General features: G+C 54.1%; 14 protein-coding genes. 8 read left to right on the top strand and 6 right to left on the bottom strand.

Annotation, left to right across the window (positions count from 1 at the left end):
- Window positions 1-10 precede the first annotated feature (10 nt).
- Window positions 11-1270 (bottom strand): hypothetical protein, encoded by a 1260-nt coding sequence (locus tag DBY66_RS14185; RefSeq protein WP_108570251.1) that lies wholly within the window; start codon window positions 1268-1270, stop codon window positions 11-13.
- Between the two features lie 242 nt (window positions 1271-1512).
- Here DBY66_RS14185 and DBY66_RS14180 point away from each other — a divergent pair, with 242 nt between their 5' ends.
- Window positions 1513-2226 carry a winged helix-turn-helix domain-containing protein gene (locus DBY66_RS14180; RefSeq protein ID WP_108570252.1) on the top strand — a complete coding sequence of 238 codons (714 nt, stop codon included), beginning with the start codon at window positions 1513-1515 and terminating at the stop codon, window positions 2224-2226.
- Window positions 2227-2281: 55 nt separating this feature from the next.
- Here DBY66_RS14180 and DBY66_RS14175 read toward each other — a convergent pair whose 3' ends face one another.
- On the bottom strand, window positions 2282-3253 hold the full coding sequence (locus DBY66_RS14175; RefSeq protein ID WP_108570253.1) for a ParB/RepB/Spo0J family partition protein: 972 nt from the start codon (window positions 3251-3253) through the stop codon (window positions 2282-2284).
- Entirely contained in the window at window positions 3250-4452 is a 1203-nt protein-coding gene (locus DBY66_RS14170) for an AAA family ATPase (RefSeq protein ID WP_108570284.1), read from the bottom strand. Before DBY66_RS14170 ends, DBY66_RS14175 begins: the two co-directional genes overlap by 4 nt.
- Window positions 4453-5819: 1367 nt before the next feature.
- Here DBY66_RS14170 and DBY66_RS14165 point away from each other — a divergent pair.
- Window positions 5820-6854, top strand: a complete 1035-nt coding sequence (locus tag DBY66_RS14165) for a RepB family plasmid replication initiator protein (RefSeq protein ID WP_108570254.1) — start codon at window positions 5820-5822, stop codon at window positions 6852-6854.
- A 581-nt stretch (window positions 6855-7435) separates the two neighbouring features.
- Entirely contained in the window at window positions 7436-8200 is a 765-nt protein-coding gene (locus DBY66_RS14160) for a hypothetical protein (RefSeq protein ID WP_108570255.1), read from the top strand.
- A 164-nt stretch (window positions 8201-8364) separates the two neighbouring features.
- Here DBY66_RS14160 and DBY66_RS14155 read toward each other — a convergent pair whose 3' ends face one another.
- Window positions 8365-9330 (bottom strand): hypothetical protein, encoded by a 966-nt coding sequence (locus DBY66_RS14155; protein ID WP_146745182.1) that lies wholly within the window; start codon window positions 9328-9330, stop codon window positions 8365-8367.
- 370 nt (window positions 9331-9700) lie between these two features.
- Between DBY66_RS14155 and DBY66_RS14150 the strand changes: the two genes are divergently transcribed.
- The 5 genes from DBY66_RS14150 to DBY66_RS14130 all read left to right on the top strand — a co-directional run bounded on the left by DBY66_RS14150 (window position 9701) and on the right by DBY66_RS14130 (window position 21838).
- Window positions 9701-10216, top strand: a complete 516-nt coding sequence (locus tag DBY66_RS14150; RefSeq protein ID WP_108570257.1) for a hypothetical protein — start codon at window positions 9701-9703, stop codon at window positions 10214-10216.
- A gap of 454 nt (window positions 10217-10670) precedes the next feature.
- On the top strand, window positions 10671-13577 hold the full coding sequence (locus tag DBY66_RS14145) for an autotransporter outer membrane beta-barrel domain-containing protein (protein ID WP_108570258.1): 2907 nt from the start codon (window positions 10671-10673) through the stop codon (window positions 13575-13577).
- A gap of 1095 nt (window positions 13578-14672) precedes the next feature.
- On the top strand, window positions 14673-17177 hold the full coding sequence (locus tag DBY66_RS14140; protein ID WP_158531835.1) for an autotransporter outer membrane beta-barrel domain-containing protein: 2505 nt from the start codon (window positions 14673-14675) through the stop codon (window positions 17175-17177).
- 352 nt (window positions 17178-17529) lie between these two features.
- A complete protein-coding gene (locus tag DBY66_RS14135; RefSeq protein WP_108570260.1) occupies window positions 17530-20481 on the top strand; it encodes an autotransporter outer membrane beta-barrel domain-containing protein in 2952 nt (983 codons plus the stop codon).
- Window positions 20482-20704: 223 nt separating this feature from the next.
- Window positions 20705-21838 carry an Abi family protein gene (locus DBY66_RS14130; protein ID WP_108570261.1) on the top strand — a complete coding sequence of 378 codons (1134 nt, stop codon included), beginning with the start codon at window positions 20705-20707 and terminating at the stop codon, window positions 21836-21838.
- A 54-nt stretch (window positions 21839-21892) separates the two neighbouring features.
- On the opposite strand, the gene DBY66_RS14125 is transcribed toward DBY66_RS14130, so the two are convergent.
- Both DBY66_RS14125 and DBY66_RS14120 read right to left on the bottom strand, forming a co-directional pair.
- Window positions 21893-22417, bottom strand: a complete 525-nt coding sequence (locus DBY66_RS14125) for a hypothetical protein (protein ID WP_146745181.1) — start codon at window positions 22415-22417, stop codon at window positions 21893-21895.
- Window positions 22383-23192, bottom strand: a complete 810-nt coding sequence (locus DBY66_RS14120; protein WP_108570263.1) for a winged helix-turn-helix domain-containing protein — start codon at window positions 23190-23192, stop codon at window positions 22383-22385. The genes DBY66_RS14125 and DBY66_RS14120 overlap by 35 nt, the downstream gene beginning before the upstream one ends.
- Between the last annotated feature and the right edge of the window lie 364 nt (window positions 23193-23556).

The raw sequence follows: 23556 nt of genomic DNA, 5'->3' as shown, positions 1-23556 counted from the left end.
AGCTGGTGACCTAGAATGTAAAAAAGCTCTTGATACGCTGCCAGTAGTAAACCGCGGTTTCCGTTATGTCAGACCACGCCTGCCGGATACGGGCAAAGAACGATGGTTTCGTACTCGATTTCGAACTCTGCACTGAGGGCAGTGAAACAGTTTCTTTGTCGGTTTTTATAAATCCGGTGTCTGACGATATTATTTTCGGAATCGGCGGCATGCTACCTTCATCTTCTATTTCAAATTCACTGACAACTGATGACGACTCTGTAGTGGGAAAAGTGTCATCCTCATCGACAGAGTGAGAAGTGTCATACTCACTGCTTTTGAATGTCTCACTGGCCCAGTGTCTATCTTTTAGCGGAATCGCAGGCTGAGTTTGCGATCGTCCTCTATTTGAAACACTATCTAGTGAGTCATTTTCTACTATTTCAAAAGATAAACTGTTTTTTCCGAAGTCGGGAATATATGAAATTTCGAAGTCATTCTGCAGCAGATTTGCATGTGTGCCAGGCGCCGGACACTGATAAAAAAAGGCTCTATCAACGGTACCTTTAACCTGCAAATGCTCAACATCTGCCCGATCGCCTTGATCTGTTACAAAACTGATTTTATATGTGACCTCTCCGCGCATATGAACCTGTTGAGATATCAGAGAATTACTCTTGTCTTCCCGATCTTTAATCCAGACTTCGATAGTACATTTCTGGTCTCTATTGGAAGAAAAAAACTTTTTCGGCAAAGTATCTTTAAGAGAGCACCAGTTCTCCGCAAAAAAACTTTGACAGCAAGCAACAGAAAGGATTTCCATTACCCTACTATTTCTATCTATAAAATGCTGATGAACGCGTTTGAATGCCGCCGGATTTTTTATGCTTACACGCTTATTGTTATAATTAATATATAAGTCACTTCTACCCAAGTCGCTTATGAAATCCTGAGGAACAAAAAAACCTTTTTCCGTATCTATTTTTTTTAAGCTATCCGACTTAAATTTATAGATTAATTTTTTATCCCCCTCTGTCAGCTTATTATCAACTTCCCCCTTTTCAATAAGCTTTTCCAGTTCGCGCATTTTCTCCATCGGTATTGAGCCATAGTTCTTTTTCAGAAGCTTCAGCACAGCTGCGCCGGGAGCAACTGAATCATACCGTTTAAACGGCAACACCGGCGCTTTATCACTGTTGCCTGTATTACTTGGAGCATGCAACCTGTTGTCCGGACACGAAGCTGCCCGGGGCGGCTGTTTTAGCTGAGGTTCAACGCGGGGTATCGTCATAATGTACTCTCCAGACCGGTGAGTGATGACCCAGTTCTACTGCGTTATTGCCGCTTCCACTACTATCTATCGCTCTTTCCTCACGGTTCTGTTTTGCCAAAGTTGATGCAGCATAGATAGATAACTACCAAAGCTTTCATATTTCGCTCATTTCTCCCGTTAGCTGTTGATATTAAACAGCATAATGCCTAACTTTTTTATATAACTATTCAGCGCACTTTATCCCACCATCGAGTCACTTTATGAATAATAATCAGCCTGCCATACTCTTTGACCCACGCACATTGACACTGGTGTTTAAAAATAAAAGCGTCACTCTCACCAGCAATATGGCCAGCTGTCTTGAGCTGCTACTGGCTAATGAGGGTCAGGTGGTTTCCAAGCAGCAGATTTTTGAAGCGTGCTGGGGATGCAAAGGCGTGGTGGTATCGGAAGCGTCTATCCGGCAGGTTGTGACCCATCTCAGGAAAAAAATTCAGGCTCTGGATGCCGGCAACCGCTGTATCGTCACCTCGCCCCGCCGCGGCTATATTCTTAAAAGTAACATCGTCAGAATGTTAGTTTACCCCTCTGCCAGCCTGGCGCCCTGCCCTTCAGCTCTCCCGGCTACCCCGCAGACACGATGGCGTAAACGGCTTACCTCAAGCTATCCGGCGCTCGCCGCTCTGGCCATGGTACTGACGCTGCTGGCCCATGTTGCCGTGCTCAAGTTCTCACGTGCCGCTCCGCGCGGTACCGATAGCGAGCTTCTGATTGAATACGTCACCGACTCTCCTCTGCATAGCCTGCTGGAAGATCAAGCAGCAATGATGCCAGTACGACATGCCTCTGCCGCCGTGCATCACTACTATAGCTATCTCTCTTACCTGGAGGGAAAGGTCGTGCATACGCTGGCCTGCACTGATGATATCTCACTGCACGCGGACTCATGCAGGTCGCTGCTGCTCTTCCGTTAAAACGGCGTCAGCAGGCAGGAAAGGAAAAAAAGCCCGGCAAATCGCCAGGCTTTTTTTATGCAGGAGGGTTTAGTATTGCCCGTATCGACTCATCGATTTTATCCGCCAGCTCTTTTGGCAGGCGGCTGAACTCATAGTGAATAGTGCGTTTATCCGCATTCTCTTTGCGACGGGCGTAGGCGTTGCGATCGCTGAAGCGCGCAAGATGCTCGATAACTGCCCGGCTGCGATCGGCTGGCGTTTTAATCTGCTGTTTAGCCGCGCGCACCCGCTTCAGGACCTGCAGTTTATACTCATCAGCGCTGAGCGTGGCTGCCAGCTGCAGCTCAGCCAGGTCAGCTCTGATCTCATCTGCAATCTGTTTTACCGCCACGCCTTCTGCATTGGCGTGATCCCATACGTCGAGCAATATCTCATAATCCTGCAGCGTCAGTTCCGAGACCACCGGGAACAGCTCTATTAGCTCAGCCGGCACCGAAGCAGCTTTAAACGCGCGCGTGACTTTAGCATTGGAGATCCCCTCACTCCGGGCGATATCGCTCTTACTCATGCCTTTATCATGCATCAGCATAAAGCGCAGCCCCAGCTCGCGCAGGTTATGCTCCTTCGCGGTCTGGATATCTGCAGCCAGCTGGCGCGCATCGGCGACATCGATTTCATCTGATGTCACCAGCACCTCAAGGCTGGCCCCCGTCAGCAGGCAGGCTGCGCGACGGCGGGAACCATCCATGATCTCAATGCGTCCGGCACGCAAACGGCCTATTGCAGGAAAGAACTGCTGCAGCTTAATAGTACGGGTGATCTCTTTAACTGACTCTTCCGTCAGCGTCGACTGATCGCGACCGTTAATCTGCGGATCAACAAAGGTGGTGCTCTCAATATCCTGAAACGGAATAAGCTTGCGAACAAACGTCACCGTCTTGCCCGACTTAAGCGTAAAGGTTCTGGCCTGGTTGCTGCCATCAATCATGCTGGCAATAGAAGACTGACCCAGTGACCGGCCGATACGGTTTACAGGTTTGTTCACAGCGTGCTCCTGATATATTCAATGCGGTCAAAGACGGCGCGCGAGAACTGCTCAGCTTCATGCTTGGCCTTTCTCAGCGCATCTGCGCTGCCGGGGTAAGAGGTCGGGTTAGCGCTAATCACCGTATCAAATGACTCTCCGCAGCGTTCAAAACCATCCAGGCGCGGCAGGCCGGCATCCAGCATCGATTTGGTAAACACCTCTCTGGCATAGCTTTGTGAAGTAAGATGATCGTGCTTGCTGGTCATCTTTGACATAAAGCCGATATTCGCTTTGAGGCGCGGCTCTACGCCTTCGGACTCAATACGCTCCAGCATTTCCGGCAGACGCGTCAGGTATTTCAGGGTTGAATGGAAGTCAACCTGCGCCGGTGGCGTGGGAGTCAGGAGAATATCGCTGGCTGCAATGGCGTTCAGCATAAAGGAGTCGAGGTGCGGGCCGGTATCAATAAAGATGAAGTCATAATCATCAGCGACCCGGTCAATCACATTGCGGCGCAGAACATCTGACGGCGCAACGCCAGGCAGATGCTCAGCAACCAGCGCTTCCCAGTCACTGGCAACAAAGCCATCATCAATAGAAGCGGGGATGACGTCCACGCCCGGCATCACCGTAGGCTTAATAAACTGCTCTTTGAGCTGTTCACGACTCAGGTCATTCAGCATCGCCTGAGCGGCGGTCTCCAGTACCGAGCCTACGCTGTTGGTGTGACTCAGGAACATGGTGCTGGACGCCTGCGGATCGAGATCAATCACCAGAATGCGCAGGTCATTATGCAGCATAGCCGGATGCGCCCGCATACCGTGAGCGAGCGTAACGGTACTGACCGTTTTTGAGACGCCGCCTTTAAGGCTGACAACGAAAATGACAAAAGGCGAGGGGTGCCGGTCGCGATATTTAGGGACTTTGCGGTGCTGATAAATGTCGATAACGTTCTGCAGGCTCAGCGCATATTGCGACGTACTGCCGGTCTGCTTTCTGCCAAATTCATATCCCTGTGATTCCATCGCCTCCATTGCCGCTACCACAGCATGTTTACTCAGCAAGGGCATGTTAGCTACTGCATTGCGGGAGAAGGTTTGATAAAACTGCGTCTGGTTAAACTCCTGACGCTGCTTCTCAATATGATCGCTCAGCGCGTACAACATTCCGTTTGCACGCTGTGCCATTTCCAGCACTCCACCATAATCACGCTTCATAAGCTCCTCATCCTGTATGTTTTTTTGCATCATACAGGAAAAAAAATGGCCTGCCAGTTTTTACCTGATAAGCCATAAAACTGGTAGGTCGTCTGGTGCTTCATAGCGTTTGTTAGAATGACAAGCAGGAAAGCAGAGGATTGTAGGAATCAGCTTTAACTGAAAATCCGCTCTGAAAAAGAGATGACACCCTGGTGTTTTCAGTCTGAAAATAGTATCAAAAATATATATAAAACAATAATTTAACCATGAAAAGTGGTCGGTGAAAATTGCATTTTCACGCAAGTTATCGTGTGTGCTCAGGTTGAAGTTTTTGAACAGGCGGGCAAAACAAGTTTTATCTATCACCAGTGAAAAAGCTAATTAACTCAATGAATAAAATAGATAATTTTGAAATTTTCAGCATGAAAACACCATCTGGTACTTTTGTTGATAAACGCTTAGGAGCAGGTTAGTCGCTGTAAGATCAGTGAATTTATTAGTCGATAGAGTCATGCAATAGGTGATTAGAAGAGTAGTTGATGCAGAATAACAACCCTGGTATTGCAGGATTGAACAGTAATTGATCTGTCTATTTTATAGACAAAACTGGCTTTTCAGAGAGTGAAAGCGGCTGCTCTCTATAGTGGTTGATCCTGTATGAAAATTTATTGAACTGAAGCAAAGTTCTTAAATCAGTCAACCTTTGAAAAACTAAACTGGTCTGACAAGGAGAGGAATCGTTACGGGTTCGGGTTAGATGAATCATTATCGTGATTTTGCGAGGTTTTTTTATCCACGTTATTCACAGGATAGATCCCATTATTCGATCCCCAATAGATCCCCAATAGATCCTAAAAGATCCCAAATCCTCCGCAGGCCTTGGTACACAAGGGCTGAGAGCCTGTTGAAAACCACTATAGAGAGTAAATTGACTTCTATAAAGAGTAAAACATCCATTATAAAGAGCAGATCAACCACTATCGAAGGCAGTTAACATCCACTATAACGAGCAGACAGCTATTTTTTCTGTGAACAACGCATCTTTAAAAAGCCATTTAAAATCAATAGCTTAATCATATCTCTTTCAAAAATGATTTTTTTATCGCCACGATATCCACAGGTAAGCGGGCAGCAAATCCGCTATAAAAGCGTTATTTTCAACTAACGTTTTCCTGTAATCGATTTATGTAAGTTACCGGTAAAATAGAATTATTATCAATAACTTAACACTATTGCTAAGGGATGTTGATAACCACTATAGAGAGCAGAAGAACTACTATAACGAGTAAATAGTTGTCGCTGATTGTAGTGAAACCGCTATAGTGAGTCTTAGCATCCACTATGAAGAGCGGTGCGGTCTTTGCCTGTCAAACCAGGAACATGATATGTCGAAAAAAGACGAAGAAATCAAAAAGATAGAAGATGCTTTTACCGAAATAGATGGCAGGACAGGCGAAGTCGTTAAGCTTATGCCCAACACCAATAACACCGTACAGCCTGTTGCGTTGATGCGGCTGGGGCTGTTTGTGCCGACGCTGAAGTCATTTAGCCGGAATCGCAAAAATATGATGGCGACTACTGACGTTACCAATGAATTAAAGCAGCTTTCATTCGTAAAATCAGAAGGTTACGAGAATATTCAGATCATTGGTCAGCGGCTGGACATGGATAACGATTTCAAGACCTGGGTTGGCATCATCCACGCCTTTGCCAAATACAAGACGCTGGGAGACAGCGTAACGCTGCCGTTCGTCGATTTCGTGAAACTCTGTGGGATACCCTCAGCGCGTTCGTCAGCGCGCCTCAGAGAGCGTCTGGATGCGTCCCTGACGCGAATTGCCTCCAACACCATCCGTTTCAGCAGCGGGGGCGAATTTTACGTTACACACCTCGTACAGTCCGCCAAATACAGCGCAAAGAACGATACGGTGACGCTGCAGGCCGATCCCAAGATATTTGAGCTCTACCAGTTCGACAAAAAAGTGCTGCTGCAGCTGCGCGCCATCAACGAGCTGGCCCGCAAGGAGTCAGCACAGGCGCTTTACACCTTCATCGAGAGCCTGCCGCCCGATCCGGCGCCTATCTCTATGCAGCGCCTGCGCGCCAGGCTCAATCTCACCTCACGCGTAATTACGCAGAACGCCACGGTACGCAAGGCGATGGGGCAGCTGAAGGAGATTGGCTATCTCGACTACACCGAGTTTATGCGCGGCAAGAGCGTGTACTTCTCGGTGCACTATCGCCGGCCCAAGCTCAAGCCTTCGGAACTGCCGCTGAGCCTGCCGGGCCTGACGGATGACGATCTCGACGCTGAACTCGATGGCCTGTCTGGTCAGGAGGAGCAGGGCGGCAAAATGGTGATGCTCTCACCCGAGGAACTGGCGCTGCTGAGAAAGATTCGTAAAGGTAAAGTGAATTAAGGCAAACTCTGATGGCAACCACTATAGAGAGAAAGCTGCTCTGTATAGTGGTTGCTGTTAGTCAGCGAGGCGGGCGCCGCTCACCGCAGGGCGGAGCAGGGGGCCTGGCCTCTCATCCTGGTATGCTATTGGCCAGCCCCGCTATTTCATCTCATCCCCGACTGCTCGCTACAACGGTTACTCCTCTTTTGCGTGGTTGCTACTCGCTATAGTGGTTATTGCGGCTCTGTCAGTTGTCAGCACCGCTGCCCTGCAGTTGTGTGGCTGCCTTACGATCGCGCTTTAGCACGCCGGGATCCCGGCGCGGCTCACTTCATTCTGCCGGCAAAAACTCGCACATCGCCCTCTGACAAAATCAGCGCTTTTAGCAAGAAGTGTGGCAACGATATTGCTATGGTTTTGCCTTTAAAGGAGCTGTTTGCAATGAGGAGGTGCCACGCGGCCCGTGTTTCCCTGATTGGGTAGACGCTATTCTCAGCTGCACAATTTTTAACAGATATTAACAACACCAGACTAAACCCGGTCCCGTATGTTGTCTCTGCGACGGTCAAAAAGACAATAATAAAAAGCAGGAGTAAAACATGTCATATTTAGCGGAAAGTGAAAAAATTCGTGCTAGCCAGCCCAATGTAAATTGTCTGACATCCTCAGAACGCAATACAGATAAAAGTCATAGTATTAGCGGCTGTAAACCAGGTAATTCTTCTCGAGTTTTTGATAAGAACAATAAAAAAATAAATGAGTCAAACAATGCAATATTTATTAAAAGCAATGTTTATATTAAATATGATTTTCCAAAATGTGTTTTTTATGAAAATTACGATTATCCATTTAAAACTTCTTCTGAAATAAGAAAAGAAAAGAAACCAGTATATAATTATCTTGTGGCGAAGGAAAAAGTAGAAGAGCTGTATGAACCAGAAAAAGGAACAGGCGGCGAAATTATAAAAAAATACCCAAGAGATACGGCCTACCGATTTTTGGCCAATAACATTTCATTAAGATTAGCGGAAATTGATTTAAAAGATAAAAAATACGATAAAGAATATTCGCAAAAAAATTGTGAAAAAATCAAGAAAAAGCTACGTGATCTCCAGAAATGTAGTGCTTACAATGTTAAAAAGGAAATTATAAATGAAGCCTTGGACGAAGTGCATGGGAAATTCTTTCCCGAAGAAAAAATTGAAGGGAGAAATAGATTAAAAAAAGTGGTTTCCTCTCACTACAATGACTACAGCAATATCCTGAAAGCTTTGAGATATCATTTGGATAACAAAGAAACTTTTATCAAAACATATGTTCCTGAGCGCATAGATCTTGACAAAATTCTTGCTGATAAAAAATAGAGTGATTTCTATTTTTAAGTCATAATAAATCTATGAGTTTTAAAATTTTCACCCTGTCTTGGCTAAAAGGCTGGTCTTTTCCTGAAACCCATAGCACAAACCTCATAAATCAGGGCCGCTCAGGCGGCCCTGCTTCTGTGGATTGAGCGGAGCGCATCAGCGCATCAGCTGGCTTTGATCAGCACATTATTCTCTATTGGAAATCTGACTCCGTTAAAGCCTGTGTAGTAAGCTTTGTAGATAAAAGAATCCTGGAAACGCTCGCGCAGTCCGTAAGGACTACTGAATTCAGGCTCAATCAGTGAGCAGCTTTGCAGTCTGGTCTCATCAGCGGAAATAGCCCGCAAGCGGGGTCGCGTGCCGTAGCAACCGATAAGATGTGAGGAGAAAAACGATCCCCGCTTGATGTCAAGCCCATCAAGGTTGCAGCAATGGAATTCACTGTGCGTTAATTCCAGATTGCTTACCCTGGCATTACGAAACGATAGCCCCATTGTAGTTACGTTCTCAATCAGCAGGGTTTCACTCACCTGTATATCGTCAAACGTGGTCGCTTCAATATACATGTTTTTCAGCGTCAGCCAGTCGAAAACCGAACCATTAAAGCTGGCGTATGAGTAAGCATTTCCGCTTAGCGTCAACGCTTTCATACACAGATTTTCAAAATTCTTCAGGCCTGATTCGGTGAACACTGGCGCATACTGGCAAATATTACTGTGCTGCGCTCTTACTGAAAGCACCTCGCATGCCCTGATAAATGCGACATCAGATATCTCTGTACTTAGCGGCGAACCATCTTTCAGCGCGATAACATTAATCCGTGCACGCCAGACAAGTGGCGCAATGTGGCCGCGCTGTGTTCTGCTGATCTCTATACGGTAGTGGTCCGTCTGAAACGAAAAATCAAACGGCTCGCTGGAGAGATTGTCAGGATCGAGCGAGGCGCAATAGTGGCTCATCCCATCATAAAACTGCTGATAGAACCGCTCGTTGGCTCGCCGTACGCCGCCCGTGAAGAAGTTAACGATCATTTCAATGATTGAATGCGGAGCGGTAGCTTCTCTAAGGGGGTTTTCACCGTACGCGGTTAAGGTGGCGTAGCTGATTGCTGAAGCCTGCTGTATTTTCATGCTGCTTACCTCGCTGTCAGACATTATCGGCTTAATAAACGAGCCCGCTCAGCATAGCCCTACGCAATGCCGTTGTGCCATCAGGCACATCACACTCTGCAAAATTTATTTAAATATGAGCGTTTTTTGATATCGAAATATTATTTTCCTTTAATTGGAAGATTAATGGCGCTGAGTTAACGCCATCAGAATTATCCCAGCGTTAATATTTGTGCATAAAGTTGATTTTTGGAAAAAACTCTTTGGCTGATGAATTAGTGGATCGCATAATTTCAGGGCCAGTTATAACTTTATCTTTGCGGTTTGATACCTGCCACGGTTGTGTGTCAGCAAGCTAACTTTTTCTCAGCGTTAACACGGAGTTATTATTATGGATAACAAAATAAACCCACGTCTTTCTATTTGTAACGATCCTTTTGACATTATGCTGCGCAAACCGTCTGCAGCCTCACCGGTGCCGGTAAATAACGCCTCTAACTCTGCCGAAACGCCTGCCAGGCCGGCATCGCAGGAATCAGTGCCTGAAAAGCCAGAGATGTTGCAGGCGCTCAATGATAAAGCAAAAAAGCAGCTGCTACAGGAAAGTGAGGCATCGTCTTTGTCCGTCAAAAGGCTGAAGCCTGATGCAACATTATCACTGCCGGCAGACAGCGATTTTGACATTGAGGATGGGTATCACACGCCTGAAGATGTCAAAAAGTCAGTACCTGAGCAGCCCCCGACGCCACGTTTTGAACATAAAGATACAGATTCAGGTGCACGTAAACCCCCCAGTAACCGCTGCATAAACCTGCCGGAATATTTTGCCAGCCTGGAAGCGCAGGAAGATTCTCCCGTCGTATCGGACAGTTCGCAAGAGCCAGCGGAAAGCCAAAAGCCGCGCTGAACTGAAGCCAGAGTGTAATCGTGCAGCCCGACCGGTTTATTGCCGGTCGGGCTTTTTACCTGTTATTTGCAGCAGTGCAGTTTGCTGGCGTCAGAAACAGCCTCACATCTGTAAAAAGTTAATTATCTTTCGCCGCAGTTCGCGTAAGTAAGGGCGTATCTGAACAGCCTTTATGTGACATCAAAATACCCCCTGTTTAATATTATTAACTTGAAAATTCAGCGGGATAAATAAGCGCTTCACATCTGTCCGGCATGCACGGTCACCGGTTAATAACCCTTTTTAATATAAGATTATTTCACTCCTCGTTCCGGCTGTCTGAGAATGCCGTCCGTCAGTTATTGCGGACTGCTCTTATTGCGCTGACGCCGCCGGACCCCTCCGGCAGCATATACCCTGGCAGGCCGCGCACTCACTTTCGTTAACAGCTGCGCGCGCTGCGCCGGGACAGACTATGAAACCACTGAAAAAAAAATCGCTCTCGCTCGCCATTACCCTGGTGCTTACCCTCGGCCAGACCGCCTCGGCCGGCATCAACTACACCGGCGATACCATTTTTACCGGTCCGCCGCCTCCTGCACAGGGTGCGGGCAGCTGGGATGGGTATGGACAAGCTGGAGAGATTTACGTAGGAGAAACACGTAACGGTACTCTGCAGGTTACGAATGGTGCAAAAATTGCGGCTAATTCACTCACAACAGGTAATTACGGCACTACTACAGTCACCGGATCAGGATCTGTTATCACTGTGTCGAGTTTATCCAACTATGGCAGTCTGGTTGTCAGCGATGGCGCGCAGCTTGAATTTTTTACTAGTTCACTGGAGTCCGGCAGCAACACACTGCTAACGTCGGGTGCGCAATTAACATCTAATAATTTGTTAGCTATCCATATTCGGGAAAACGCTTCACTGGTTATTCACGACCGCGCGATAGCGGACCTTAGCCGTGCCATCATCAGCGGCGGCGCGGTGCAGGTAAGTGACAATGGCGCTCAGTTAAAAGTCCAGAATAACCTCGAGCTCACCAGCGGCAGCGCGCAGAACGGACAGCTGCAGGTGGCGGACGGCGGCCGGGCGGAGATTGGCGGGGCGCTGACCCTGAGCGGCAGCGGCGGCAACCTCGCAATTGTGGATATTGCCCGCACCAGCGACGGCGCGGCTGACGCCACGGTCAGCGCCGGCAGCGTGCTGCTGGACAACAGCGACACGCGCCTTAACGTCTCTGGCGCAGGCTCGCTGCTGACGGTAGCGGGCAGTCTTGTCAGCAGCGGCGTGACGGCGCTCAGCGCCGGCGGTAAGATCGTGACGGACAGCCTGACAAACCGCGGGGGCGCCATTCTGCTGGCGGACGGCCGCGGCACGGCGCTGGCGGTCACCAGCGCCTTAATCAACGACAATATCCTGCAGGTCACCGATGGCGCCGCCGTGCGCGCCGCCAGCCTGACCAATAACGCCCGCGTAAACCTCTCCGGAGAGGATACTCGCCTGGACGTCACCGGGCAGCTCACCAGCAGCGACAGTCTGCTGGTGCAGAACGGCGCCATCCTGGCCGCGGACGTGCTGCTAATCCAGGGCGGCAATACCGGGCTGGACTCGACGCTGACCCTGGCCGGTCGCGGCGGCACGATAGAGACCGATGCGGTGGCGCTGGCCTCAGGCGCCTACTCACGCGCCTCAGTTGACTTTATGCACGCAAATACCGACCTGCGCTTTGCGCCGCGCATCACCGGCGACGGCGACGTCAACGTCTCCTCCGGTATCACTACCCTGCTGGCGCAGAACGACTACCGCGGCGACACCCGCCTCAGCGGCGGCGTGCTGCGCGCCGGGGCGGACAACGTCTTCAGCGCCGCCTCCGCATATACCCTCACCACCGGCGGCACGCTGGACCTGAACGGCTTCAGCCAGCGCACCGGCGACATCGTCAACGGCGGCACCCTGAACCTGGCGGGCAAAACGGCGGGCGCGGTGCTGACCGTGGACGGCAACTACACCGGCAGCGGCGGGCTGATCCACTTCGGCACCCGTCTCGGCGCCGACGGCTCGCCAACCGACCGGATGGTGGTGACGGGCGACACCGCGGGCGACACCTTCCTGCGCGTGAGCAACCTCGGCGGGCGCGGCGCGGAGACGCTGAACGGCATCACGCTGGTGGAGGTGCAGGGACAGTCGGACGGCAACTTTATTCAGGAGAACCGCATCGTGGCGGGCGCTTACGACTATCGCCTCTACCGCGACGGCAAGGCGTGGAAGATCACCTCGTTTGACGATCTGGAGCACTGGCTGCCCATTATCGATGATAGCCGGGAGGAGGGCGCGGGCGAAGGCGGCTCCGGCGGTGGCGAAGGCGGCGAGGGCGGTGATAACGGCGCGGGCGGCGGTACCGGCACGCCGGGCAAAGGGCGCCTGACGCTGCGCCCGGAAGGCGCGGCCTACGCGGCGAACCTGGCGGCGGCGTCCACGCTGTTCGACACGCGCATGAGCGACCGGCAGGGCACCTGGTACACCGACCCGCAGACGGGCGGGGCGCGCTATACCTCGCTGTGGCTGCGCACCGGCGGCAGCCACGGGCGGCTGAGCGCGGGCGACGGGCAGCTGAAGACGCGTTCAAACAGCGCGGTGACGCAGCTGGGCAGCGACCTGCGGGTGACGGAGACCACCCGGCTGGGGGTGATGGCGGGCTACGGCACCAGCCGCAGCCGGAGCGCCTCGTCGCTGACGGGCTACCGGGCGCGGGGGGAGGTGCAGGGCTACGGCGCGGGTATCTACGGCAGCTGGCAGGCGGCGGGCACGGACGAGCGCGGGCTGTGGGCGGACGGGACGCTGCAGTACGGGCGCTTTGACAACAGCGTGAGCGGTGAGGGCCAGGCGGGAGAGTCCTATAAATCAGCGGGGCTGACGGCGTCGCTGGAGGCGGGCTACGTCATTCCGCTGGGCGAAGGGGAGCGGACGCGGGTGTTCCTGCAGCCGCAGGCGCGGGCGGCGTGGTCCGGGGTGCGGGCGGACGACCACACCGAGGCGAACGGCACGCGGGTGCACAGCAGCGGGCAGGATAACGTGCGCAGCAGCGTCGGCGTGAAGACCTTTATGAAGAGCCACGCGGCGATGGATGACCACACCGGACGCGAGTTTACCAGCTTCGTGGAGGCCAACTGGATCCACAACACTAAAGACTACGCGGCGGAGATGGACGGCGTGCGGGTGTCGCAGCAGGGTAGCCGCAACGCGGGCGAGCTGCGCGCGGGGGTTGAGGGCAAGCTCGGCAACGGGTTTGGCGTATCACTGGCGGTCGGGCAGCAGATGGGCGACAAAGGCTGGTCAGACACCGCGGCCACGCTGGGCGTCAGCTACCGCTTTTAATTAACGGGTAACAGAGGGCCGGTTCCGTACAGCGGAGCCGGCTTTTTTTATGCCTCTCGCGCACGTCAGATGTTACCCCCGGCAGATTGCGGTGATGCGGCGCTCAACCAGTCCGTTTCCTGCGCTGCCCGCGATCTGCCCGCCGCTGTTTTATTGGCTCTTATACAGCCGCATCTCTGCGCGCTGCGCTGCTCCCCTGCCTATCGAGCAGCTGAGACCACCAATCGCCGGCGGGTAACCTCCTGTCCTGAAACGCCGCGCAGCGGGTTAAAACGCTTAACGCCGTCAGTAATCTCTACCTGTAAACATTAACGCCAGCGGACGAAAAAAGGCGTGTGTAACTGGCAGGGTTAATATTATTAACTTTATTTTACATTGGGTTATATGCGTTTTTGCGGCGGCTTAACGCTTTCCGCCCGGCGTGTAATAACCCTTTTTAATATAAGATTATTTCACTCCTCGTTCCCGCTGCCTGAGAATGCCGCCAGTTGTTTATCGCGGGCTGCTGTCACATTTTTCACCTCAGCCGGAGACGTTTCCGGCAGGCTGCACTCCGGCAGGCCGCGCACACTATTTCAGTTAACAGATGCGCGTGCCGCGCCGGGGAAATGTATGAGACCACTGCAAAAAACCACCCTTTCACTCTCCATCACGCTGGCGTTAACGCTCGGCAGTTCGGCCTGGGCGGGGATTTACTATAGCGGAAGTACCTACTTTACTAGTCCGTTTTCACCAGACCCGGTTCAGGGTGCTGCTTCCTGGGACGATGGTTATCACTCTGGTAACGTTGGCGGTAGCTTGCAGGGCGTTCATATGCCTAATGTTTTAAACGATAATGGCAGATTGGAGGTAATTGACGGCGCGTCATTACGGGTTCGTCAATTTCGCGTAGGGGATGATCCTAATGTTTCAGTTGGTACCTCTAACGTCACCGTCTCTGGAGCAGGCACTCAGGTGCTGGCTGAAACTGCCTATATTTTGAACATGGGCGCTGGCGGTCTAATCATTAGCGGCAATGCTCTGTTTCACGCTACAAAATTGTTCCAGCTACGCCCAGATGCGCATGCTTTGCTTACTTCCGGCGCGCGGCTGCAGGTGGACAGCGCCCAAGGTGTTGATGACGGACTCCACATCTACCAGGGCAATCTGGATATCCGCGGCGGGGCAGTAGCTGAGATCAAAAATGGTACTGCTATTGACCGGGGCAGCATCAGGGTCACCGGCACCGGTTCGCGGCTCGAAACCGGTACGGATTTAACGATCACGGGCAACGCAAACCAGGGCGCTTCGCTGACGGTGGAAAATGGCGGGCAGGTAGATATCGGCCGGATGCTGACACTCAGCGGCAGTGGTAACCACGCTTCACTTGATATCCGCATTGCTAACGGCGCACCCGGCGCCACGGTCAGCGCCGGCAGCGTGCTGCTGGACAACATCGACACGCGCCTTTACGTCAGCGGCGCAGGATCGCTGCTGACCGTGGCGGGCGATTTGATCAGCAGTGGCTGGGTGGCGCTTACTGCCAGCGGTAAAATTGTGGCGGATACGCTGACCAACCGCAGCGGTGGTATTTTACTGGCGGATGGCCGCGGCACGGCGCTGACGGTTACAAACGGATTAATCAACGACAATAACCTTTTATTAAGTAACGGCGCGATCGTACGCGCGGGCAGCCTGACCAATAGTAGTACTGTACATCTTCACGATGAAGATACACGTATGGAGGTCGCCGGGCAGCTTACCAGCACCAACACCCTGAGGGTGGAGGACGGCGCCACGCTGGCCGCGGACTCCATTCTGCTCCGGGCCGGCAGCACAGGTACAGACTCCACGCTGACCCTGGCCGGCAGCGGCGGCACGGTGTTAAGCGACGCGGTGACGCTGGCCTCGAACGCCTCTTCGCGCGCCTCGGTGAACTTTGCGCACAGCAGCAGCGACCTGCGCTTTGCGCCGCGCATCACCGGCGACGGTGACGTCAACGTCTCCTCCGGCATCACTACCCTGCTGGCGCAGAGCGACTACCGCGGTGACACCAGTCTCAGCGGCGGCGTGCTGCGCGCCGGGGCGGACAACGTCTTCAGCGCCGCCTCCACCTATACCCTTACAACTGGCGGCACGCTGGACCTTAACGGCTTCAGCCAGCGCACCGGCGACATCGTCAACGGCGGCACCCTGAACCTGGCGGGCAAAACGGCGGGCGCGGTGCTGACCGTGGACGGCAACTACACCGGCAACGACGGCACCCTGATTATGGGCACCGCGCTGGAGGGGGACGCCTCCGCCACGGATCGCTTGGTGGTAACCGGCGACGTCTCGGGCACCACAAATGTGCGGGTGAATAACCTGGGCGGCAGGGGCGCCGCGACGCTGAACGGCATCGAGCTGATTGAGGTGCAGGGCAGCGCGGACAGCAACGCGTTCCGGCAGGATGGCCGCATCGTGGCGGGTGCCTATGACTACCGGCTGATACGCGGCGACCGGAACTGGTATCTCACTAACCGTATCGACGAGGAGACCGGCCTGCCGATCATCGGCGATGACGACGGTAAAGATCCGGGCAATGGCGGCGGTGAAAACCCGGGCGGCGGCAATCCGGGGGATGGCGGTAATCCCGGCAACGGTGGTAACCCAGGCAACGGCGGTGGCATGATGGTGCTGCGTCCGGAAGGGGCGGCCTACGCGGCGAACCTGGCGGCGGCGTCGCGGCTGTTTGACACCCGGCGCGAGGATCGCCAGGGCACGCGGTACACCGACCCGCAGACGGGCGAGGCGCGCTATACCTCGCTGTGGCTGCGCACCGGCGGCAGCCACGGGCGGCTGAGTGCGGGGAACGGGCAGCTGAAGACGCGGTCAAACAGCGCGGTGACGCAGCTGGGCAGCGACCTGCGGGTGACGGAGACCGCCCGGCTGGGGGTGATGGCGGGCTACGGCACCAGCCGCAGCCGGAGCGCCTCGTCGCTGACGGGCTACCGGGCGCGGGGCGAGGTGCAGGGCTACGGCGCGGGCATCTACGGCAGCTGGCAGGCGGCGGGCACCGGTGAGCGGGGCCTGTGGGCGGACGGGACGCTGCAGTACGGGCGCTTTGACAACAGCGTGAGCGGTGAGGGCCAGGCGGGAGAGTCCTATAAGTCAGCGGGGCTGACGGCGTCGCTGGAGGCGGGCTACGTGATACCGCTGGGCGAAGGGGAGCGGACGCGGGTGTTCCTGCAGCCGCAGGCGCGGGCGGCGTGGTCCGGGGTGCGGGCGGACGACCACACCGAGGCGAACGGCACGCGGGTGCACAGCAGCGGGCAGGGCAACGTGCGCAGCAGCGTCGGCGTGAAGACGCTGGTTAAAGGCAATACGTTACCGGGCCGCGCCGGACAGGAATTTACCGGCTTCGTGGAGGCCAACTGGATCCACAACACCAGAGACTACGCGGCGGAGATGGACGGCGTGCGGGTGTCGCAGCAGGGCGGGCGCAACGCGGGCGAGGTGCGCGCGGGCGTCGAGGGCAGCTTCAGCAACGGGTTCGGCGTGTCGGTAGCGGTAGGCCAGCAGACGGGTGCGAAGGGCTGGTCAGACACCGCGGCCACGCTGGGCGTCAGCTACCGCTTTTAATTAGCGCATAACAGAGAGCCGGTTCCGTACAGCGGAGCCGGCTTTTTTTATGCCTGCCCCGCAGCCGGAATGAGACGGTTATTTGTCAGAAGATAAACGGCGTGATTAATATCATTAACTCCATATTACATACAATTGAATATATTTCTCAGTAGTTTGACGCTTTCTGCTTAGCGTGTAATAATTTTTTTCAAATATAAGATTATTTCACTCTTCATTCCCGCTCCCTGAGAATGCCACTGATCATTTATCGCGGACTGGTGTCCTTATTTGCATCTCTGCCAGAAATATTTCCGGCAGACCGTGCACACTATTTCAGTTAACAGATGCGCGCGCCGCGTCGGGGACATCCATGAGATCATTGCAAAAAACCACCCTTTCACTTTCCATCACTTTTGCTCTCGCGCTGGGCCAGTCGGCATATGCCGCGATCACCTACAGCGGTGACACCGTTTTTGTTGGTCCGCCGCCGCCCGCACAGGGGGCGGGTAGCTGGAGGGGGTATGGTGGAAGCGTTAATGTAGGAGAAACTTATAGCGGTACCCTGAACGTTACGGATGGCGCGAGCATTAGTGCTTCCGGACTTGGTATAGGCAGTTATGGCACTACTACGATCTCAGGAGCGAGCCCTTTCATCGGGGGGAGCTCTATTGTTGATGTAAGCTCAATCGCCAACTATGGCAACCTGATTGTCAGCGATGGCGCAAAGCTTAATCATAAAGGTGGTTTTGCTATTTTTTTCCTGGCATCCGGCAGTAGCACCCTGCTGGAATCGGGCGCACGTTTGACTGCTCCCGGGCCTGACAGTCTGACCATTGATGAGAATGCCTCTTTGATAATTCGCGATCGTGCGATCGCAGAACTGAACCAGAGCGCTATTGTTAATGGCGGGACGGTGCAGGTAAGTGACAACGGCGCGCAGCTGAATGTACAGAATAACCTGCAGCTCAGTTCGGGCAGCGCGCAGAACGGCCTGCTTCAGGTGACAGATGGTGGCCGGGCAGAGATTGGCGGAGCGCTGACGCTCAGCGGCAGCGGCGGCAACCAGGCTGGGCTTAATATCCTCACCACTAACGGCGCACCGGGCGCTACGGTCAGTGCCGGCAGCATACTGTTGAATGACTTTACCTCTCGCCTCAGCGTCACCGGCGCGGGCTCGCTGCTGACGGTGGCGGGCGAGCTTATCAGCAGCGGCGTGGCAGACCTCAGAACCGGCGGTAAAATCGTGGCGGACAGCCTGACTAACCGCGGCGGCGGCATCGTACAGGCAAATGGCCGCGGCACGGCGCTGACGGTCACAAACGGATTAACCAACGACAATAACCTCATAGCAGGAAACGGCGCGATCGTACGCGCGGGCAGCCTGACCAACGGTGGCACTGTACTTTTTCGCGATGAAGATACACGTCTGGAGGTCGCCGGGCAGCTCACCAGCACCAATACCCTGGCAGTACAGGATGGCGCCACGCTGGCCGCGGACTCCATTCTGCTCCAGGCTGGCAGCACCGGCACGGACTCCACGCTGACCCTGTCCGGCAGCGGCGGCACGGTGGAGAGCGACACGGTGACGCTGGCCTCCGGTGCCACTTCGCGTGCTGTGGTCAGTTCGCGTGCTGTGGTCAACTTTGCGCATAGCAGCAGCGACCTGCGCTTTGCGCCGCGCATCACCGGCGACGGCGACGTTAACGTCTTTTCCGGCATCACCACCCTGCTGGCGCAGAACGACTATCGCGGCGACACCCGCCTCAGCGGCGGCGTGCTGCGCGCCGGGGCGGACAACGTCTTCAGCGCGGGCTCCGCCTACACCCTGACCCCCGGCGGCACGCTGGACCTGAACGGCTTCAGCCAGCGCACCGGCGACATCGTCAACGGCGGCACCCTGAACCTGGCCGGTAAAACGGCGGGGGCGGTGCTGACCGTGGACGGCAACTATACAGGCAACAACGGTACCCTGATTCTGGGTACCGCGCTCGACGGAGATGCCTCCGTCACGGATCGCTTCGTGGTAACCGGCGACGTCTCGGGCACCACAAATGTGCGGGTAACTAACCTGGGTGGCAGGGGCGCCGCGACGCTGAACGGCATTGAGCTGATTGAGGTGCAGGGCAGCGCGGACAGCAACGCGTTCCGGCAGGATGGCCGCATCGTGGCGGGCGCCTATGACTACCGGCTGATACGCGGCAACCGTAACTGGTATCTCACTAACCGTATCGACGAAGAGACCGGCCTGCCGATTATCGGCGGCGATGGCAGTGAAAATCCGGGCGACGGCGGAAACCCTGGCGGCGGTAATCCGGGTGATGGCAGTAATCCGGGTAATGGCGGCAATCCGGGCAACGGCGGAGGCGTGACAGTGCTGCGTCCTGAGGGCGGCGCCTACGCGGCGAACCTGGCGGCGGCGTCCACGCTGTTCGACACGCGCATGCGCGATCGTCAGGGCACCCGCTATCTTGATCCGCTCACCGGCAAAGAGCAATACACCTCCCTGTGGCTGCGCGTATCCGGTGACCACAACCGGCTCAATGCGGGCGGCGGCCAGCTCTCTACCCGCGCCAACAGCGTTGTCACGATGCTGGGCGGCGACGTTATGGCCACCGATAAGGCACGCCTCGGCGTGATGGCGGGCTACGGCAACAGCAAAAGCAATACGCGGTCAGATATCACCGGCTATCGGGCGAAAGGGCAGATAAACGGCTACACCACCGGCGTGTACGGTACCTGGTTTGCAGAAGGGACCGACGAAAAAGGCCTGTGGGCGGACAGCACGCTGCAATACAGCTGGTTCAACAATAGTGTTGACGGTGAGGATGAGGCGGGCGAGTCCTATAAATCAAAAGGGCTGAGCGCATCGTTCTCCACCGGCTACGTTATCCCGCTGGGCGAAGGCGAGCGTAAGGCGTTCTTCCTGCAGCCTCAGGCGCGGGCCGGCTGGTCGGGCATCAAAGCCGATGACCACACGGAGCACAACGGCACCCTGGTACAGGGCAGCGGGCAGGATAATGTGAGCAGCAGCGTCGGCGTGAAGGCGTTTATGAAGAGTCACGCGGCGGCGGACAGCCAGACCGGACGGACGTTTACCAGTTTCGCTGAGGCAAACTGGATCCACAATACGAAAGCCTGGGGCGTGCGCATGGACGACGTGGCGGTAACGCAGAGCGGCAGCCGGAACATCGGTGAAGTGCGCGTCGGCGTCGATGGGGCGCTGGGCGGCGGCTTCGGCGTGAAAGGCACCATCGGCCAGCAGGTGGGCGACAAAGGCTGGTCAGACACCGCGGCCACGCTGGGCGTCAGCTACCGCTTCTGATTAACCTTGCAGGCAGAGCCGGTTCCGCAACAGCGGAGTCGGCTTTTTTATGTCGTAAAATCAGCCACGGTGAGACATTTGTGCTGGCCCGGCCCTGAAGGTTTAAGATTGACATAGGTTTTTGCGCCACTATAATACTCTGCAACAGCGCTAAACCCCCTCCTGTTGCAGTTACTGCAGTGACGGTTTGGCCTTTTTTTTGCCTGCTATTTACAGAGTTGCTATGGAAAGCCAGACTCCGCTTCACAGCGTCCCCCCTGAGGTAAAAGAGTTTCTTGAATATCCCGCCCTGATGCAGCAGCTGATTGATCGCGGCATGAATGTGTCTGACCGTAAACGCTGTGAAAGGAAACTTGCACAGGTTGGCTATTACCGGCTGTCAGGATACTGGCACACTTCAAGAACTTACACTTATACAGAACGTCAAATCAGCTACAACAACCAGTTTCAGCCAAATACGCATTTTGAATCTGTCTTTAAATTTTATCTGTTCGATAAAGCGCTCCGCCATGAGTTTATGAGCGCAATTGAGCGTATAGAAATTTATTTCCGGACTATTATTGCCCATGAAATGGGCCGGATAAATCCGCTGGCTTATGAAAATAAAACCTTATTCTCTGCTAATGCGTTCAATAACTTAAAGAAGGGTCCAAATTTTGATGAATGGACTGTCCGTCATCAAAAACTTCTCAAAGAGTGTAAAGACGATAGCATTACCTCGCATTTTGCTAACTGTAAGCCCATTCCTGTCTGGGTGGCTGTGGAAGCATGGGACTTTGGCCTGCTCTCGAAGTTTTACAGTATGCTGAAAGATGATTACCGCGATCTGATATGCCAGCGGGTTGGCATTGATAAACGCGACGTTCTGGATAACTGGTTAATTAACATTAACGGATTGCGCAACCGCTGTGCGCACCACTCAAGGTTCTGTAATCGACCCAATCCGCGCGCGTTCAGGCTGCTGAAAAATGGTTACTTCAATCTGTTAAACGTCACTGAAAATGAATCAGGGAAGCTATTCGGAGCTATCGCAGTCGTATGGTTTCTGATCAGGAAAATCGGTCCGGGCAGCAACTGGCTCGACAGGATAGCGAATATTATTGACAACAAACCCGTCGTTCCGGGTTTTCACTTCTCCTCGATGGGTTTTGACCGCACGTTGACGTCTTTCCCGAGATCGCGTTTTAAGCATTCGATTAGCCATGTCGCTAAACCGGCAGATGCAGCTCAGACCGCAGAGCAGCTGGTCGGGGATTTAGAAAAGATAGCCGGAATTCCTCTGGCTGATATCCCGGACAGTTTATCCGACAGACTGCTGGAGCTTGCGGAGCATTACCAAAGTCCATCTCCACAATAGTGCGATGCGGCAGCGTACCGCCGCATCACTGCCGACTCCGGAGAGTGGAGGCAGCTACTTTTCCTCACACAGGATGCGCGGCACGTTGTGGGGACCGGTCGCCAGCACCGATCCGCCGAGCTGGAACAGCGTGGCGTGAATGGTTTCATCCGGGCGGTAGTTAGGGAAAATATACTGCATCACTTCCGCGTCACTGCTGTTATCGCCCATCCGGCGGCCATTATTGGTGATTTTGCTGATGATCTGATCGTGGCGAAATGAGACATCCCAGGCAATTTCGCGGTTAACGCGCACAATGCGTTTTTTCTCCCCCTGCGCATCGTAATAGATGATGGCGCCGGTATAGGTTGTGCGGTTAGGTTTGCCGGTGCCGGTATAGAGCGTGTACTCCCCGCTGGCCACCGTTTTTTCACCGTTATGAAAATACTCCACAAAGGTAAACGGCGCCGCGCATTCACCCGCCAGCAGCGGCTGGCTGCGCAGGGTCGCGAACAGCACCAGCAGCGGAAGAGCAAAGGCGATAACGCCGGTTGCGATCAGCCATTTAGTTGGTCTTAAAAACAAACGATTTGCATCCACTGCTGTTCTCCTCAATCGGTCTGGCACAGGCAAATAAGCCGTAATGAAACGCATCGTTGCCGCCGTGCACATAGAGAAACGTCTCCTTTCCTGCTGCGTCAGGATATTCGCGCCAGAAACGCACCGTTTTGCGCACCAGCTCATCGGTAACGCGCGGCGACTGAACGGCAAAAATATGCAACTCCGGACCGGCTCCGGCAGTTGCGCTGTTTACCGGCTGGTAGCTGATGGGTACGGGTTCCGGCAGCAGCGCCTCTTTAATGCCCCACGCCAGCGCGCAACCCAGCGCCAGAGCGATAACCGCCACGACCGCAAACCGCTTCCAGCCGGCAGACGCCGGTACCTCGGGGGTATCAGGTTGCGCCGAGAGCAGGGCGTCATGCTCTGCATCTTCCTGCGCGGAGAGATCGGCAGGGCGTGAGATTTCCGCCAGCAGGGGAGAGTCGCTGTGCGGATGGGTGACCACCAGCCGGTAACCTTCACGCGGAACGGTGATGATCACCAGCTCTTTTTCCACCTGCAGATGTGCAAAGGCGCGGCGCAGCTGATTCATCGCCACGCGCACGCTGCTGATAGTCACCTCGATACCCGCCTGACGCCAGCCGATATCGATCAGCGTATCCTGCGAAAGTACGCGCCCCTCTGCCTGCAGCAGACCTTTCAGGCAGTTTGCCGGCGATACGCCAATCGCAATGGTTTTTCTGTTCTCAGTGTTGGCAAGCACCCGGGTATCGGGCGCAAAAATAACGTTTTTGCCGATGTGAATTTTTTCCATACTGCGTGATTTCCATTTTGGTCTGCCGTGCAGAACGGTTTTTTTGCCGCTATCTCAGCGCCGTTAATAAACCAAAAAGCGACGGCGGCAAAAAATGACAGCCGCCTTTTTCTGATCCAGCGTCAGCATGGCTGCTGGCCGGCGTTTAACAACGTTATCAATATACCTCTTGCTCATGCTGAGCGCTGCCGCTGCATATTATTACATCCAGTATAATCATTTTTATCACGCAGAGTGACAGATTATTCGTGGTACTGCAGGCGTTAGCCGTGAACATGAGAATGTTTCGGCAGCAGGCTGCGATTAAATGTTAAGGCTTGTTAAATCAGCGTCATAAGGCGTTGATAACCTATTTTAATCTCCT

It is taken from the genome of Pantoea sp. RIT413, assembly GCF_003057675.2.
Lineage (GTDB): Bacteria > Pseudomonadota > Gammaproteobacteria > Enterobacterales > Enterobacteriaceae > Pantoea > Pantoea eucrina.
Note: the sequence above shows the minus strand (reverse complement) of the source record. Positions and strands in the feature narration are given on the sequence as shown.